Below are 15584 nucleotides of genomic sequence, written 5' to 3' on the forward strand. Positions count from 1 at the left end.
TCTACGGCACTGTCGACCCTCCTTTCCCTTCACCTGCCGTCGCTGCGCCGAGCAGCCCGGCCAGCTCCGCGATGGTCTCCGGGCCGACCCGGCAGCAGCCACCCACCAGCCGGGCGCCGGCGTCCTTCCAGGCCCGTACTCTCCCGGGATCGAAGGTGGGGGCACCAGCCCACTCCCGGCCGCCGGCATCCCACCGCTCACCGCTGTTCGGATAGACCACGACCGGTTTCCCGGCCACCTCCGCCGCCGCCCGCACCGCCCGGTCCGCGTCCGACGGATCACAGCAGTTCACCCCGACTGCCAGCACACGGTCATGCCCCGAGGCGAGGGCGAAGGCCGTCTCCAGCGACTGCCCCGCACTGGTCCGGTCCCCCGCCACGCTGTACGAGAGCCAGACGGGCACCCCGCACCCCTCGACCGCCCGCAGCAACGCCTCGGCCTCGTCGATGTCCGGCACCGTCTCCAGCGCCAGCACATCGGGCCCTGCGGCGGCCAGCGCCTCCACCCGCGGCCGGTGAAACCGCTCCAGCTCCCGGACGGAGAGCCCGTAGCGGCCCCGGTACTCGCTGCCGTCCGCCAGCATCGCCCCGTACGGGCCGACCGAGGCGGCGACCCAGATCTCCCGCTCCACCGCACCCGCGGCCCGCCGCGCCAGCCGCACACTGCGGGCGAACAGCTCCGCCGCCTGGGCCCGTCCTATACCCCGCCCCTCGAATCCCTCGAAGGTCGCCTGGTAACTGGCCGTGATGAGCACCTGCGCACCCGCCCGCACATAGGCAGTGTGCGCGGCCTCGATCTGCCCCGGCCCGTCGGCCAGCAGCCCGGCCGACCACAGGGCGTCGGACAGATCGCAGCCCTGCGCCTCCAGCTGGTTGGAGAGACCACCGTCGAGCAGGACCGTCCCCTCCAAGAGGGCACGATCGAGCGCACGGGCGGGCGAACCGTTGGCTGAACGGACGGGTTGCATGGGTGACTCCCTCGTGAGCCGGACCCGGACCTGGTTCGGGTGAGCGGCGACCGATCCCTGACTCGGGTGAGCCGGGATGGTTCCCGGTTCAGGCGAGCCGGGATGGTTCCCGGCTCAGGTGAACTGGGACTGGACCTGGGAGGAGATCAGCTCCAGGTGCTCCAGGTCGTCCAGATCCAGGACCTGGAGGTAGATCCGGGACGACCCGATCGCGCCGTACCTGCCGATCTTGTCGACCACCTCGGCGGGTGAGCCCGCGAGCCCGTTCGCCTTCAGCTCCGCCACCTCACGGCCGATGACGGAGGCGCGCCGCGCCACCTCGGCGTCGTTCTTACCGACGCAGACCACCAGGGCGTTGGAGTACACCAGGTCGTCCGGTCCGCGGCCGACCGCCTTCGCCGCCTCCTTGACCCGGCCGAACTGCTTCTCGCTGTCCTCCAGCGACGCGAAGGGAATATTGAACTCGTCCGCGTACTGCGCTGCCAGCCTCGGTGTGCGCGTCGCACCATGACCGCCGATCAGGACCGGCACCTTGGCCTGCGCCGGCTTGGGCAGCGCGGGCGAATCGGTCAGCTGGTAGTAAGTGCCGTCGAAGCTGAACGTCTTGCCGATCTCGGTCGCCCAGAGCCCGGTGACGATCTCCAGCTGCTCCTCCAGCCTGCCGAACTTCTCCTTGGGGAACGGAATGCCGTAGGCCTTGTGCTCCTCCTCGAACCAGCCTGCGCCGAGGCCGAGCTCGACGCGTCCGCCGGACATCTGGTCGACCTGCGCGACCTGGATGGCGAGCACGCCGGGGAGCCGGAAGGTACCCGCGGTCATCAGCGTGCCGAGCCGGATCCGCTTGGTCTCGCGCGCCAGCCCGGCCAGGGTGATCCACGCGTCGGTCGGGCCGGGCAGCCCGTCCCCCGGGCCCATGCGGAGGTAGTGGTCGGAGCGGTAGAAGGCGTCGAAGCCGAGGTCTTCGGCCGCTTTGGCGACGGTGAGCAGGGTGTCGTAGTCGGCCCCTTGCTGGGGCTCGGTGAAGATTCGAAGATCCATGCATCCATCCTGCACCTCCGGATGCCGGTCATTCCCCTCCTTCTCCCTGCCACGCGCCGCCACTGCCGAAGCCCTCCACGGTCACGGCCGTCCCCTACACCGTCCCGTCCCTCGTCACTTCCTGAATCCTGCGCGGTCACAGCTGTCCCGCCGCCGAGCCCGCCGGTCCGCGGATCGCACCGTAGGGGCCGTCCCGCTCCCGGCCCCGCTCCAGATCCTGCTGCCGCTCCCGGTCCTGCTCGTCGAGGCGCCGGAGCATTCCGTGCACCCGGTCCATGGACTCGTCGGCCGCGTCGATCGCCTCCATGCACTGCCAGTAGAGCCCCTGCTCGTCGGTCTCGCAGGCCACCCCGACCAGGGCTATCCCCACCTCCCCGAGCAGTGTGCCCAGCCCCGTCAGCGTCGCCCTCGGTTCGGCGAGCTCGGAGAGCTGCGCGGCCCGCGCCACTCCGGCCCGCGCCGCCGGGTGGTCCAGCGCCCCGCCGCTCCTTCCGCCGATCTCGCTGAGCCCACGCGCCTCTCCCCGTAGCTCCTTGGGCCCGTCCGCCGCCAGCCGGCTGCCGATCGCCTGAGCGAGCGCCTGGGCCTGCCATGCCTCGGCGATGATGTCCGGCGTGCAGCGGCTCTGTGCCAGAGCACGCCGGCTGACTCCCACAAGCCGCTCCGCTTCCATGCGTTACCCCCGTCCGTACGAAAAGCCGCTCAACTCATCCATTACCCACAGTGAGGGTGCTGGTACCGAAAAGCCAGGGGAATTCGGAAATCTGTGGACACGAAGTCGACTGTGAATAAGTTGATCACTCCGAAGAGTGACGATCTGGCGAATCAAGGGGGTCCGGGCGCTCCGGCACCGGGAATCGGGCCTCATTCCGGTCGATCTTCTCCGCCAGCGCCGCCAGTGCGTCGATCCCCAACACCTCGCAGAACTGCAGCAGATAAGCGAGAACATCCGCGACCTCGTCCGCCACCCGGTGCGCCGTCTCGGGTGTCTCCATCACCCGCACCGACTGCTCCGGCGTCAACCACTGGAAGATTTCGACCAGTTCGGACGCCTCGACGCTCAGCGCCGCCGCCAGGTTCTTCGGGGTGTGGTACTGCTCCCAGTCCCGCGCAGCCGCGAACGCGGCGAGCCGTTGCTGCAGGGCACGTACATCAAGTTCTGTCACGCCTTCAGGTCTACCACCGTCACCCCGGCCGTCTCCCGGGCTCGCACCGCACCCGACTCCGTGACCGTCCCCACCAGCCTGAGGTGCCCGGCCGCCCCGATCGACACCGCCAGATCCAGCAGTCCGCGCAACTGCCTTCCGTCCAGGTCCCGGTCGAGTCCGTCGGCCAGCACGGTGAGGGTCTGCATGGCCGACGGCACCTCGCCCGCGGCGTCCACCGCCAGCACCCCGGGGCCGGTGTGCAGCACCAGAGCGAGCGCGAGGTACCTCAGCTCACCGTCGCCGAGCCGGCCGACCGGCGTCGCATGACCCCCGCCGCGCCCGACGGTCGCGCGCAGCAACCCGTCCGCGAGCCGCTCGACACCGAGTGCGGTCACCGGCCCCGCGCATCCTGCGTGAGTCGCCGCGACCAGCCGGGCGTGGCGTTGGGCGCACTGCGTGTGTGTGCGCTCCAGCACCGCCGCGAGGTTGTCGCAGCCGCGGCGCAGCCGGCCGTCGCCCGCGGGTACGGGCGCACGCATCCGCGGCGGCTGCGGTTCACAGGCGAAGACCGACCGCAGAGCCACGACCATCTGTTCGGCGGCGGCAAGGACCTGTAACTGCCCCTCGGTCCTGCCCGCCACCCGCAGCGGCAGCAGGGCAGTTCCGAGGCGGTCGTCCGGCAGCGGCGCACGCGTCACAGGGACCGCGCCCGCGGTGTGCCAGGCCGCCTGGACCGTCGAGCGCCCCGGGTCACGCAATGCGGTGGTGAGCAGGGTCTCGCCACCGCCGGTGAGCCGTTCACCGACGATACGGAGGGTGGGCTCCGCCTGAACCGCCACGTCGAGCCGTACCGGTCCTGCCGGACCGTCCGTCGTGCAGCCGATCCGGAATCCGCGGCGGCCCTGCGCATCGGCCACGGCGCCTTCCGGTACGCACCCCGCCGGGTCCGGGAAGACCTCGTCGAGCGGGTCTCCGCTGCCCAGCCGCGCCAGCGCCTCGTACGCACGCAACGCACTCGACTTGCCGCTGCCGCCGGGTCCGGCGAAGAGCGTGACCGGGCCGATGGGGAAGCCGGCGCCCCGGTGCGAGGCGAAGGCGGACAACCGCAGTTCGGTGACGACAGGTCCGGCGGAGCGGACAGGACCGCCGGAACGCCACACGGCTTCCGGCCGGGCCGGCGTATCCGTAGCGGCGGGGCCATCACCGAACACGGATGTGCCGGCAGCGGCAGGAGCTTCGCCAAGCACGGATGTACGGGCGGACGGTGGCGGGGTGATCCCCGGGCGGAGTGCACTCATGGGCGGACCGTACGCAGACCGCGGAGCGGCGAACCGTTCCGCCTGAACGACCTTCCTACGATCGGGCTACGCCTGCCGCGGCAACCCCGCCCGGACGGCATTCCCACGATCGAAGGACGTCGACCGCCGCACCTACCCTGGCAACACCCCCGGCGGCCTTCCTACGGCCCGGGTACGCCTGCCGCCGTAACCCCCTCGACCTCCATGCCGAGCGGCGACAGCAGGAAGACATTCCGGTCGACCCGGTGCATTCCGCTGCCCAGACCGAATACCACCCCGCTGGTGAAGTCCAGGATGCGCTTGGCCACATCCGTCTCCGCGCTGGTCAGATCGAGCAGCACCGGGATCTGTGCGACCAGGTACTCCGCCACCTCCCGCGCGTCCGCGAAGACCTGGACCCGCAGCACGACGAGGCGCCGCTGTTCGGCTGCCGCGCTCTCGTCGGGGACCGTACGGTGATCGACCCTGGAAGGCCACTGGTCGCGGCCGCGCAGAGGTACGACCTGGGCAAGCCCCTCCCACTGCTCGTCCGTGACGTCGTACCTGTCGTACCTGCTCACCGGACCACCCCGTCTGTGCTTCGGTCGGCGTTGCGCCCGCTGCGCTCGCTGTTCATCGGGCAATTCTCTCGCCCCTCACCCGTTCGGCGTACCACCGACACGGTTCACGGGCTGATCGACACCGCTGACGGCCCGTCCGAAGCGCCCTCGGCCGCGTCGTGCCGGTCCGTTTCCGCAGTCATGTCGACGGGCGTGAAACGTACCGGAAGCCGCACCAGAGCACGGTGGAACGGTCCCGGCCGCCACTTGAGTCCGTTGACCGGAACGTCCAGTTCTGCGTCGCACAGCTGGCTGGTGAGCTGCTCGATCGCGGTCATGGCGATGAGCAGCGCCGGCTGCTTCGCCGGGCACCGGTGCGGACCGGCCGACCAGGCCAGATGGGCACTGGCTCCGGAGCGGACCCCGGGGTTCGAAAGGTCGGGCACGGACTGGGTGTTGGCGGCGGCGTAGGAGACGAGGAGCAGCTGTCCGGTGCGCAGCCGGACGCCGTGGAACTCCGTGTCGTGGCGCGGGTAGTGCGCCGCGAAATTGGCCAGCGGCGGGTCCTGCCAGAGGACCTCGTTGATCGCCTCGTGTGCCGTCATCGCGCCGCCGTGCAGCGAGCCGGCGTAGCGTGCGTCGGTGAGCATGTGCAGCAGCGCGTTGCCGATCAGATTGGTCGTCGGATCGTGGCCCGCGCTCATGATCAGAGTGATCTGACGCACAGTCTCGTCGTTGTCGAGGTTGGCCGGATGGGCGAGGAGGTACGAGGTGAGGTCGCGGCGCGGCCGGGCGCGCCGGTCGGCGACCAGATCGGTGACGACTTCGACGAGGTCGGCGTACGCGGTGGCGGCGTCCTCGGCCGAGTTGAACATGCCGGCGATGCCGTTGACGATGCGTTCGCTGTCGCCCGGCGATACGCCGAACCAGGTGACGAAGACGTGCACCGGGAGTCGTCGGGCGTACTGGGCGATCAGGTCGCCGCTGCCGGTGGCGGCGAATTCACCGATGAGCATCTGGGCGACCCGGGCGACCTCGGCCCGCAGGACGTGGGGCTCGATCAGGGCGAGGCTGTCGTTGATGGCGTCGCGGTAACGGGCGTGTACGTCGCCGTCGCTGAAGAGCGCGGTGGGCCGGTAGCCGAGCATGGGCAGGACCGGCGAGTCGTCGGGGACGGTGGCCTGCCAGGCGCGCGGGTCCTTGGTGAAGGTGTGGGTATCGCGCAGCAGGTCGACGGCGGCCTGGTAGTCCGTGACCAGCAGGGCTTCGATGCCGGGCGCAAGCCGGACGGGGGCCAGGGGGCCGTGTTCACGCAGGCGCCGGTAGTGGCTCTGCGGGTCGGCGGCGAAGTCCGGGCCGTACAGCGCGAGAGGCTGCGGCGGCTGTACGGGCGGTGTCATGACGGGTCCTCGGGCCGGGGCATTCCGGCCAGCACATGCTCGGCGAGCACGATCAGTGCGTCGATACTGCCGCGGCGTTCGCGGGCGTCGCACTGCACCAGCGGGGTCTCGGGGGCGAGGTCGAGGTGTTTACGCAGGACCTCGTCGGTGTGGGCTGGGGCGTCGGGGAAACGGTTGACGGCGACGGCGTACGGCAGTCCCTGCTCCTCGACCATGTCCATGACCGCGAAGGAGTCGGCGAGCCTGCGGGTGTCGACCAGGACGAGTGCGCCGAGCGCACCGCGTGCGATGTCCTCCCAGAGTGGGAGGAACCGCTGCTGGCCCGGCGTGCCGAACATGTAGAGCACCAGGTCGTCGAGGACGGTGAGCCGGCCGAAGTCGATGGCGACGGTGGTCGTGGTCTTGTCCGGCAGGCCTGCGGTGTCGTCGAGCCGGGTGCTGGACTGGGTCATCGCCTCTTCGGTGTGGAGCGTGGCGATCTCCGACAGCGTACGGATCAGGGTGGTTTTGCCCACGCCGAAGGGACCCGTGACGACGAGCTTCATCAGGGTCCGGGCGGCAGGCGGCAGATAGCCGATGCCGGTCCGGTCAGTGGAGGGAGCGGAGTCCAACGAGCAGCCTCTCGACGAGCGACCGGTCGATCTCCCCGGCGCTGGGGATGGGCGGTCGGGTGTGCAGATGTCCGGCGGCCGCGAGGTCCGTGGCCAGGAAGACGGTGGCGCTGACCGGCAGATCCAGGTGGGCCGCGGATTCGACGACGGTGAGCGCGCCCGGTTCGAGCAGCTCGCACAGCCTGCGCTGTTCCGAGCCGGTGTCCGGGGGCAGGTCCGTGTCGGTGCGTACGAGCACGGCAAGCCGGTCGAGCGCGGGACCGGCGGGCCGGGCCCGGCCGCCGGTGACCAGATAGGCGGGGATCAGACGGCGTCCGCGGCCGGAGGTCATGGCCGGGCGGCGGTGTCCGGTTGGCGGGCGGGCGCGTTCATCGCCCGGGTCAGGGCGGTGACCTGCACCTGCATCTGGTAGGCGATGTCGCCGAGTTTGGCTCCGGGTTCCGCGAACAGGGCGAGTGTGGTGTTGTTCCCGGCCGGTACGACGATGGCGAAGCCCTGGTCGGACTCGACAACCGTCTGGGCCAGGCGTGGTGCCTCGACATCGGTGAAGGCCGTGGTGAACGCGCGGGCCGCGGCGTGCACCGTGGCGGTCATGGCGGCGACCCGCTCGCCGGACGCCCGGTCCAGGCCGGGTGAGGCACCCTCGACGAGGCCGTCGCCGGTGGCGACGACGGCGTGCTGGACTCCGGGCAGCTCCAGCAGGGGGGTCAGCACCCATGCGAGGTCACCGGTGGTGGGAGTGGGGGCGCTCACTTCTCGTCGTCTCCTTGGTCGTCCTGGCCGTCGTGGTCGTCCGGGTGGTGATCGTCCGCTGCCGGTGCGGATGACCGCCCGGCGACGCTCCTGCCATTGAGGGTGCCCTGTTGGAGTGCCGCCCAGGAAGCCTCGGCCTGCTCGGGTGTACGGGACACCTGCTCCTGGTCCCGGGCGACGGCGGCGGATGCGGACCGGGCCGGGGTCGGACGTGGTGAACGTCGGCGCCGGCTGGGCAGCTCGGCAGGGTGCCCGCCGGCGGCTTGCGGTGCCGGTGCGGGTTCCGGCTCGGCGGGGGCGGAAACCGAAGAAATGGCGTGCGCCTGCACCGGCTTCGGGGCGAGGGCGGAGAGGCTGCGGTCGTCCTCCATCACGGTGAGCAGATGGGCGGGGACACGCAGGATCGTACGCATTCCGCCGAACGGCGATGCCTCGATGTGGCAATTGAAGCCGTACTGCACGACGAGCCGGCCGACGACTGCGAAACCGGTCTGCGGTGGGTCTCCCAGCTCGGTCAGGAGCACTTCGGACGGGCCCGCCAGCAGTGCGCGGGCCCGGTCGAGCGCATCGTCGTCCATGCCGATGCCCGCGTCGTCCACGACCAGGAACGCGCCACGGCCACCGCTCTGCTGGACGGTCACCTGTACATCGGTGTCGGGGTGCGAGTAGGCCGTGGCGTTGGCCAGCAATTCGGCGAGCGCGATCGCGAGAGGTTCGGCGGCGCGGGCGACGAGCGCGAGCCGTTCGTCGCGCAGATGGTTGGCGACCTTGATCCGCTCATAGCCGGCGACCCGGGACTGGGCGCCGAGCACGATCTCGACGAGCGGCGAGTTCTGGCGGGCGAGCCCCGGCCAGGCGTCGCAGAGCACAGCAGTGGACTGGGTACGCCGCAAGGCCAGTTCGTTACGGAAGTCCAGCTGCAGGATCCGCGGGTCGTCGTACTCGTGCTGGAGCTCGTGCAGCAGTTGCTGGGACTGGTTGAGCAGGGACTGGATCTTGGCCGAGGTGCCGCGCATCGCCGCCCGGGCGGCCGCGTCGACGCGCCCGCGCTCCTCGACGACCGCCGTGCGAGCGGCCTGTACGGCCTCGGTGAGCAGCCGCGCGGAATCGCCGTCGACCTCGGCCGCCTCCCGCAGTCCGGGGACCTGGGCGGTGGGGTGGGAGAGGGCGAGCGCCGCGGCGGGTATCCGCTTGCGGGCCAGCTGCCGGATCTCGTCGGTGAGGGCGGCGGTACGGGTCTCTGCCGCCTTCGACTGCCGTTCGGCCAGCTCGGCGCGGGCCAGGGCCAGGCGCTCCGAGCGCGCAGCGTTCTGTGCGCGAACAGCCACCGCCACGGCAGCAGCGACGGCGATCACCGCCACGATCCATCCCATGCCGTCACCGCATTTCTGTTGTCGGATCGGCCTTCCGGCCGAAGCGGCGGCGGAAGCTCCGCTCATTTCTCCGCCGGGCCTGCTTACTTCTCCGCCGGCCCCGCCGACTCACGGGCCTGCTCCACCTCTTGAGCGACCACGGCGACATCGGTCATCACCTGGAGCACTCCGGGCAGTTCGGAACCGTCGAGCTGCCGGTACTCGCTTCCGATGGTCACCACCAGCCGCTCGGGGAGGCCGAGCTCTGGGTAGCGCCCCTCGGCAATGACCCGGCGGGCCGCCTCAAGGGCGGGAATCCCAGCTGTGTGAAAGGCGTGGGCGCGCTCGCGCACATACTCCAGATACACGATGTGATCGCGCACCCCGGCCTGGTCGAGGACCGGTCCGTGCCCCGGGACGATGGTCTCGGCGCCGGTGGCCAGCACCCGCTCGCAGGCCCCGATCACATTGCTCAGCGGACCCGCCCAGTGCACCGGGTGGTCGCCCGGCCGAGCGGGGGTGGAGGAGAAGATGATGTCCCCGCTGAACACGGCACGCTGCGCGGGCAGATGGACCATCAGGTCGCCGGTGGTGTGCGCGGACGGCAGGGCGGAGAGCTGGACCGGGTACTCCCCCAGGGCCAGTTCGAGCTCCCCGGTGAAGTATGTCGTCGGCTGCACCGGCTCGGTCTGCGACCAGTCGAAGGGGCCGAAGTGACGTCCGAGGTAGGCCCCGAGCGCGGTGGCCGGATCGCCGGTGGTGACCAGCGCGTGCTGCTGCATGGGCGTGGGCTCGTAATGGATGTGCTCGCGGGCCTCCCGGGTCGCGATGATCTCCGCGTCCGGGAGTACGCCCGCTCCCCAGAAGTGGTCGCCGTTCGCGTGGGTGACGATCACCCGGTCGATGGAGACACCGTCGGGCAGCCGTTTCGTGGACTCGGCCAGGAACTGGCCGGCCAGCACGGCGTCGTACGGGGTGTCGATCCAGAGCGCGCCACGGGGCGAGACGAGGAGACCGCAGTTCGCCAGCCCCCAGCCCCGTTTCGGCGGGAGCCATGCGTACAGGCCCCGCCCCAGGTCAACGACGTCTCCACCCGTGATCGACATGGACGCGATTATGCCGACCACGATCCGGCCATGCGTTCGAACTCGGCCACCACGAGATCCCATTGGCGCAAAATCGCCGCTCGCGCTCGCCGGTGCCACAGGCTCGGTGACCGTACGAGACCGGCACCCCGCACCCCCATACGACATCTTCCGGATGATCACCCATAATTCACCCGCCGGTGTCACGCATCGCGGCGGACACCGATCGAGCCATCGCCAAACCGGAAAGAGCCGACTACCCACCGAGCATGGCTGAAAACAGCTGTACCGAGACTTCCGGTGACGGCGCCGGAAGCGCTGTCACCGGAAGTCGTCGAAACGCCTCGTGCCGGTTCCTAGCGGACCTGACCACGTTCGAAGTACGCAATCAGCTCCGGGGCGAGGGCCGGTACGTCGTACGGTGCACCGCCCTCGCGCAGGGAACGGGTCGCGAGCACACCGGCGGCGACGCTCATCCGGGCGGCGACCGGCGAGGTGTCGGTGACGCCCCCGTCGCGCACGAACCGGCAGAACTCCTCCATGATCCGGGTGTCCCCGCCGCCGTGCGAACCGCCGGCGTCCGGCACCCGGTAGGTGATGTCGGCGTCACCGCGGTATCCGCTGGGGCCGGTGTTCCAGACCTTGACCTCGTCACCGGGGCTGTCACCGAAGTTCTCCAGACGGCCCTCGGTGCCGATGACGGTGTAGTTCCGCCAGTAGTCCGGAGTGAAGTGGCACTGCTGGTAGGCGGCCACGACGCCGTTGTCGAGCTGCATGTTCATCACCGAGACGTCCTCGACGTCCACGATGTGGTGCAGGTCCTTGCGGGCCGTCGGCGGCCAGTCGAACTCGCGCAGCCAGTTCGCCGGGCGCGGGGTGTCCGGCTCGCGGCGCGGCAGGTCGCCGTAGACGAGGAGGTCGCCGAGCGCGTTGACACGGCGGGTGTAGCCGCCGGCCAGCCAGTGCAGGACGTCGATGTCGTGGGCGGCCTTCTGGAGCAGCAGGCCGGTGGTACGGGTCCGGTCGGCGTGCCAGTCCTTGAAGTAATAGTCACCGCCGTAGCCGACGAAGTGCCGCACCCACACGGCCTTGGGCTCGCCGATGTCGCCGCGGGCGATGATGTCGCGCATCAGCCGCACGACACCCATGTGGCGCATGTTGTGTCCGACGTACAGCCGGGTCCCGGTCTCGTAAGCGGCACGCAGGACGTTGTCGCAGCTCTCGACGGTGATGCCGAGCGGCTTCTCGACGAAGACGGCCTTGCCGGCCCGGAGCGCATCGATGGCGATGGTCTCGTGGGTGTCGTCCGGCGTGGCAATGATGATCGCGTCGAGGTCGTCCCGGTCGAGGAGCAGCTTGTAGTCCTCGACCGCGACATCGGTGCCGAAGCGCTCGGCCTCCCGCTGCCGCACCTCGGGGTCGAGGTCGCAGACGGCGGTGATCGCCGAACCCTGTCCGGGGTGGTGGGCGGACATCGCGATGGAACGGCGCAGGCCGAGCCCGATGACGCCGAGTCGCAGGTCTGACACGGTGGTCCCTTCTGTCTGTACTGGTGGTGCGGGCGCGTCCGTCCTGGCGGTGCGGACGGGGGCTACTTACCGGCGAGCGATGCCTCGTACTCGGCGCGCATCTTGTCGCCGCCACCGGAGCGCCACTTGCTCAGCTCCTCCTTGTAGGCGGAGATCGGCTTGCGACCCGCGACGATGTCCTTCTGGACGTCGCTCATGGCCGTGGTGAGAGAGGCATATTTGCGGGTGTATGTGTCGGAGAAATGACCGCTGGCCGGGTTCGTCTGGCTGATCTTGAGGAGTTCCTGCTGCCAGCCGTGGCTCTTTCCGGCCAGTTCTGCCTTGCCGGGCAGGTAGATGTACTCGGGCCCGGCGCCCAGGAAGGCCAGCGGCATGGCGGTGGTGACTGCCTCGGCGTTCCCCTTGGCCGTGAGCTTGATATCGCCGTTCGACGCGCGGGTGAAGTGCTTGCCCTCGATGCCGTTGTCGAGGAAGAGCCGCTCCTCGGTACCGAATGGAGCCGCCAGGTAGTCCAACACGCCCAGCAGCATCTTGACCCGCTTGTCGTCGGCCTTCTTGCTGATGGCGGTGTAGCCGACGGAGCCGTAGCCCATGGTGTACCGCGGGTTCGCGCCGGGCTTGGCGGCGAACGGCACGATGACGCCGAACGGGAAGTCGTAGTTCTTGACGTCCACCAGGAAGCTCGGGAAGGACTGCACATAGGCGCCCAGCGAGCCCTGTGCCATCTTCTCCATGGTGGTGGAGAGGTTGGGGTCGGGCCAGAAGAGACCGGCCTTGGCCACCTTGACGCCGAAGGCCAGGGCTTCCTGGTACTCCTCGGTCTCGTACATATGGGTGAGCTTGCCACCCTCCAGCCGCCAGCTGCTGGGGGCGCCGAACCACTGGCCGAACATGCCGACGTGGTTCACGTACGCCGGCTCCAGGACGTACTTGTTGCGCTTGGCGTCGAGGAGCTCCTTGCCCTTGGCGAGGAAGTCCTCGGCGCTGGTGAACTCGGCGCCGCCGACCGGCTTCCAGAAGTCCTGGTTGACGACGTAGACCTGGCCCATGGAGCCGTAGGCGACGGTGACACCGCGGATCTTGCCATTGATCACGGCGGTCTTCCACGCGGTGGTCGGCAGGTTCGCCAGGTTGGGGTACTGCTTGACCGCGTCGCCGGACAGGTGCGGCGTGAGGTCGTGGAACTTGGCGTCCAGCAGCTCGGGCACCCGCTGGATGCCCTGGTTCGGGGGGAACCAGACCAGGTCGGGGATGTCACCGCTGGCCATCATGGCGTTGAACTTCGTGAGGTAGGCGTCGACGCCCTGGTCGACGACGATCGTCATGTCGAACTGCGCCCCGAGGCGCTTGTTCAGCTCCTGCCAGTAGGCGTTCTTGGCCTGCGGCGGCGCGGGGGTGGTGAACGTCTCGGTGAGGGCCGTGATGCGGCTGCCGTCGCCGGGCACCTTGGCCACGGACTTGGTCAGCTTCTCCGGGTAGCGCAGATATGTGGCGTCCAGCCCGGCCGCATTGCCCGCGAGGTCCGCGGGGGCGGTCTGCGCGGCGACGTACGCCGGGAGCTTCAGCTTGGCGGACGCCTTGGCTCCGCCCTTGCTGATGGTCGCGCCGCTGCCGCACGCGGTCAGGGACGTCAGACCGGCCGCGGTCAGGCCGGCGATCCCCGCCGCGCCCATGAAACCGCGCCTGGACAAGTTGGTGGACATGGATGCTCCTTGAAGTTTGTGAAGTGCGTGGGGCGGTGTCCGGGCGGGCGGATCAGCCCTTGATCGCCCCGGTGAGGACGCCCTTGACGAAGAACTTCTGCAGGAAGGGGTAGACGCAGAAGATGGGCACGATGGCGATGATCAGCACGGCCATCTGCAAGGAGGTCGCGGGCGGCACCGCGTGAACGCCCATGGCCTGCGCGTTGATGCTCTGGCCGTTGAGGACGTAGCTGCGCAGGATCACCTGAATGGGGAACTTGCTGGAGTCGTTGAGGTAGAGCACCGCGTTGAAGAAGCTGTTCCAGTAGCCGACCGCGTAGAAGAGGCCGACCACGGCGAGGACCGCCTTGGAGAGCGGGAGGACGATCCGGAAGAGGACGGTCGCCTCACCCGCGCCGTCGATCCGCGCGGCGTCGTACAGCTCCTCGGGAATGCTCTGGAAGAACGAGCGCACGACCACGATATTGAACGCGTTGAGCAGTACGGGCAGGATCAGCGCGGCGTAGGTGTCGAGCATCTTGAACTGCTGGACGGCCAGGTACGTGGGGATGATGCCCGGGGCGAAGAGGAAGGTGCCCAGTACCAGCAGCAGGATCGGCTTGCCGAGAACGGTGCCCGGCCGCGAGGTGCCGTACGCGATCAGCACCGTGCACGCCAGGCTCAGCGCGGTGCCGATCAGCGTGATGAAGATGGAGACCACGGCCGCCTGGGTGACGACGCCGCCGGAGAGGATGACCCGGTATGCCTCAAGCGTCGGGTGCTTGGGCAGCAGGACGTAGCCGCCGTTGGCGTTGAGCTCCTCGCGCCCGGCGAGGCTGGTGCCGATGGCGAGGACGAACGGGTAGAGCACGATCACTGTCAGGACGACCAGGGCGGCTGCCTTCGCGCCCTGCCCGTACCAGTGCGGGCGCTCCATCCACGGCGGGCGGCCGGACGAGGCGCGGCGGCGCTCGCCGCCACGGGGGCCGAACCGGGCGGTGCGCAGCCGTGACGCAAGGGTCTGCTGACTCATCGGTACACTCCCTGCTCACCGAAGCGGTGGGCCAGCTTGTTTGCGGCGAGGATGAGGGCGAATCCGATGACGCCCTTCATGAGACCCGCGGCCGTGCTCATCCCCCAGTCGCCGTCGATGACGCCGTGGAAGTAGACGTAGGTGTCCATGACTTCGGAGGCGTCCGGGCCTACGGCGTCGCGCTGCAGAATGATCTGCTCGAAGCCGACCGAGAGGATGTCGCCGAGCCGGAGGATCAGCAGCATGAGGATCACCGGCCGGATGCCCGGCAGGGTGATGTGCCAGATCCTGCGGAGCCAGCCGGCTCCGTCCATCGCGGCGGACTCGTACTGGGCCATGTCGATCGAGGCGATGGACGCCAGGAAGATGATCGTCCCCCAGCCACAGTCCTTCCAGATGGCCTGGGCGGTGATCAGCAGCTTGAAGGTGCCGGGGTCCGTCATCACGTTGCCGATGTTGACCCCGTGCTCCATCAGGAGCGTGGTGACCGAACCCGCGCCGCCGAGCACCTGCTTGAACATCGCGACCACGACGACCCATGACAGGAAGTGCGGGAGGTAGACGACGGTCTGGATGAACCGCTTGATCTTCTCGCTGATGAGCGAGTTGAGCAGCAGTGCCAGGGCGATCGGTGCGGGGAAGTAGAGCAGCAGCTGGATCGCGGTGATCTGCAGGGTGTTGGAGACCGCGCTCCAGAAGTCCGGTTCGGCGAGCAGCGCGGTGAAGTTCGCGAGGCCGACGAACGGGCTCTGCTTGAAGCCCAGGAACGGCTGGTAGTCCTGGAAGGCGATGACGTTGCCTGCGAGCGGCAGGTAGAAGAAGAGCGCGAAGTACAGAACACCCGGCAGGCAGAACAGCAGAAGTGCCCTGTCCCGCTTGAGGCGATGGCGGAGCGGCTGCTTTGTTCGTATGTCTTTGCGCTTCTTCCCGGCGGAGCGATCCGCGTCGTCGGGATCACGGGGCTGCGGCACAGGCGACCGCACGGCCGAGACCGGCGCATCTGCCATCGTCACAGGCACCTCCAGGGCTGATGGAGCAAGGGAGTGTCCCGCATCCACGGAGGCGGCCCGCATCACTGTGGATGCGGCCGGCGCTCCTTCGCGGCGACAGGCACATAGTTCACGACTGTGCGCCCTGATGGCAAGACTT

General features: G+C 69.4%; 16 protein-coding genes. All 16 read right to left on the reverse strand.

The window, feature by feature from the left end; all coding sequences use genetic code 11:
- Position 1: 1 nt before the first annotated feature.
- The 16 genes from mmuM to OG609_RS09445 all read right to left on the reverse strand — a co-directional run bounded on the left by mmuM (position 2) and on the right by OG609_RS09445 (position 15406).
- Complete coding sequence (mmuM, locus tag OG609_RS09370) at positions 2 to 967, reverse strand: homocysteine S-methyltransferase (RefSeq protein ID WP_327272390.1); 966 nt, start codon at positions 965 to 967, stop codon at positions 2 to 4.
- A 114-nt stretch (positions 968 to 1081) separates the two neighbouring features.
- Positions 1082 to 2005, reverse strand: coding sequence for an LLM class F420-dependent oxidoreductase (locus OG609_RS09375; RefSeq protein ID WP_327272392.1), 924 nt, complete (start codon positions 2003 to 2005; stop codon positions 1082 to 1084).
- 136 nt (positions 2006 to 2141) lie between these two features.
- Positions 2142 to 2678, reverse strand: a complete 537-nt coding sequence (locus OG609_RS09380; protein WP_327272393.1) for a DUF6099 family protein — start codon at positions 2676 to 2678, stop codon at positions 2142 to 2144.
- Between the two features lie 124 nt (positions 2679 to 2802).
- Positions 2803 to 3171: a nucleotide pyrophosphohydrolase gene (locus OG609_RS09385; RefSeq protein WP_327272394.1), complete on the reverse strand. Its 369-nt coding sequence runs from the start codon at positions 3169 to 3171 to the stop codon at positions 2803 to 2805.
- Positions 3168 to 4451, reverse strand: a complete 1284-nt coding sequence (locus OG609_RS09390) for an ATP-binding protein (protein ID WP_327272395.1) — start codon at positions 4449 to 4451, stop codon at positions 3168 to 3170. Before OG609_RS09390 ends, OG609_RS09385 begins: the two co-directional genes overlap by 4 nt.
- A 161-nt stretch (positions 4452 to 4612) precedes the next feature.
- Positions 4613 to 5011, reverse strand: a complete 399-nt coding sequence (locus tag OG609_RS09395) for a cell division protein SepF (protein WP_327272396.1) — start codon at positions 5009 to 5011, stop codon at positions 4613 to 4615.
- A 104-nt stretch (positions 5012 to 5115) separates the two neighbouring features.
- Positions 5116 to 6390: a cytochrome P450 gene (locus OG609_RS09400; protein WP_327272397.1), complete on the reverse strand. Its 1275-nt coding sequence runs from the start codon at positions 6388 to 6390 to the stop codon at positions 5116 to 5118.
- Positions 6387 to 7001 carry a GTP-binding protein gene (locus OG609_RS09405; RefSeq protein ID WP_327272398.1) on the reverse strand — a complete coding sequence of 205 codons (615 nt, stop codon included), beginning with the start codon at positions 6999 to 7001 and terminating at the stop codon, positions 6387 to 6389. Before OG609_RS09405 ends, OG609_RS09400 begins: the two co-directional genes overlap by 4 nt.
- Positions 6979 to 7332: a DUF742 domain-containing protein gene (locus tag OG609_RS09410; protein WP_327272399.1), complete on the reverse strand. Its 354-nt coding sequence runs from the start codon at positions 7330 to 7332 to the stop codon at positions 6979 to 6981. Before OG609_RS09410 ends, OG609_RS09405 begins: the two co-directional genes overlap by 23 nt.
- Entirely contained in the window at positions 7329 to 7754 is a 426-nt protein-coding gene (locus OG609_RS09415) for a roadblock/LC7 domain-containing protein (RefSeq protein WP_327272400.1), read from the reverse strand. Before OG609_RS09415 ends, OG609_RS09410 begins: the two co-directional genes overlap by 4 nt.
- Entirely contained in the window at positions 7751 to 9127 is a 1377-nt protein-coding gene (locus OG609_RS09420) for an ATP-binding protein (RefSeq protein ID WP_327272401.1), read from the reverse strand. The genes OG609_RS09415 and OG609_RS09420 overlap by 4 nt, the downstream gene beginning before the upstream one ends.
- 83 nt (positions 9128 to 9210) lie before the next feature.
- Entirely contained in the window at positions 9211 to 10212 is a 1002-nt protein-coding gene (locus OG609_RS09425) for an MBL fold metallo-hydrolase (RefSeq protein ID WP_327272402.1), read from the reverse strand.
- Positions 10213 to 10547: 335 nt separating this feature from the next.
- Entirely contained in the window at positions 10548 to 11720 is a 1173-nt protein-coding gene (locus OG609_RS09430; protein ID WP_327272403.1) for a Gfo/Idh/MocA family protein, read from the reverse strand.
- Between the two features lie 62 nt (positions 11721 to 11782).
- The gene (locus OG609_RS09435) at positions 11783 to 13423 is read right to left on the reverse strand and encodes a hypothetical protein (protein WP_327272404.1); all 1641 of its coding nucleotides are present in this window, start codon (positions 13421 to 13423) and stop codon (positions 11783 to 11785) included.
- 52 nt (positions 13424 to 13475) lie between these two features.
- Entirely contained in the window at positions 13476 to 14435 is a 960-nt protein-coding gene (locus tag OG609_RS09440; RefSeq protein ID WP_327272405.1) for a carbohydrate ABC transporter permease, read from the reverse strand.
- Positions 14432 to 15406, reverse strand: coding sequence for an ABC transporter permease (locus OG609_RS09445; protein ID WP_327277986.1), 975 nt, complete (start codon positions 15404 to 15406; stop codon positions 14432 to 14434). The genes OG609_RS09440 and OG609_RS09445 overlap by 4 nt, the downstream gene beginning before the upstream one ends.
- Positions 15407 to 15584 lie beyond the last annotated feature (178 nt).

Source organism: Streptomyces sp. NBC_01224 (genome assembly GCF_036002945.1).
Lineage (GTDB): Bacteria > Actinomycetota > Actinomycetes > Streptomycetales > Streptomycetaceae > Streptomyces.

Coding starts and splice junctions, on each gene's coding strand:
- mmuM (WP_327272390.1), bottom strand. CDS start 967: ATGCAACCCGTCCGTTCAGCCAACGGTTCGCCCGCCCGTGCGCTCGAT.
- OG609_RS09375 (WP_327272392.1), bottom strand. CDS start 2,005: ATGGATCTTCGAATCTTCACCGAGCCCCAGCAAGGGGCCGACTACGAC.
- OG609_RS09380 (WP_327272393.1), bottom strand. CDS start 2,678: ATGGAAGCGGAGCGGCTTGTGGGAGTCAGCCGGCGTGCTCTGGCACAG.
- OG609_RS09390 (WP_327272395.1), bottom strand. CDS start 4,451: ATGAGTGCACTCCGCCCGGGGATCACCCCGCCACCGTCCGCCCGTACA.
- OG609_RS09400 (WP_327272397.1), bottom strand. CDS start 6,390: ATGACACCGCCCGTACAGCCGCCGCAGCCTCTCGCGCTGTACGGCCCG.
- OG609_RS09410 (WP_327272399.1), bottom strand. CDS start 7,332: ATGACCTCCGGCCGCGGACGCCGTCTGATCCCCGCCTATCTGGTCACC.
- OG609_RS09420 (WP_327272401.1), bottom strand. CDS start 9,127: ATGGGATGGATCGTGGCGGTGATCGCCGTCGCTGCTGCCGTGGCGGTG.
- OG609_RS09425 (WP_327272402.1), bottom strand. CDS start 10,212: ATGTCGATCACGGGTGGAGACGTCGTTGACCTGGGGCGGGGCCTGTAC.
- OG609_RS09435 (WP_327272404.1), bottom strand. CDS start 13,423: ATGTCCACCAACTTGTCCAGGCGCGGTTTCATGGGCGCGGCGGGGATC.
- OG609_RS09440 (WP_327272405.1), bottom strand. CDS start 14,435: ATGAGTCAGCAGACCCTTGCGTCACGGCTGCGCACCGCCCGGTTCGGC.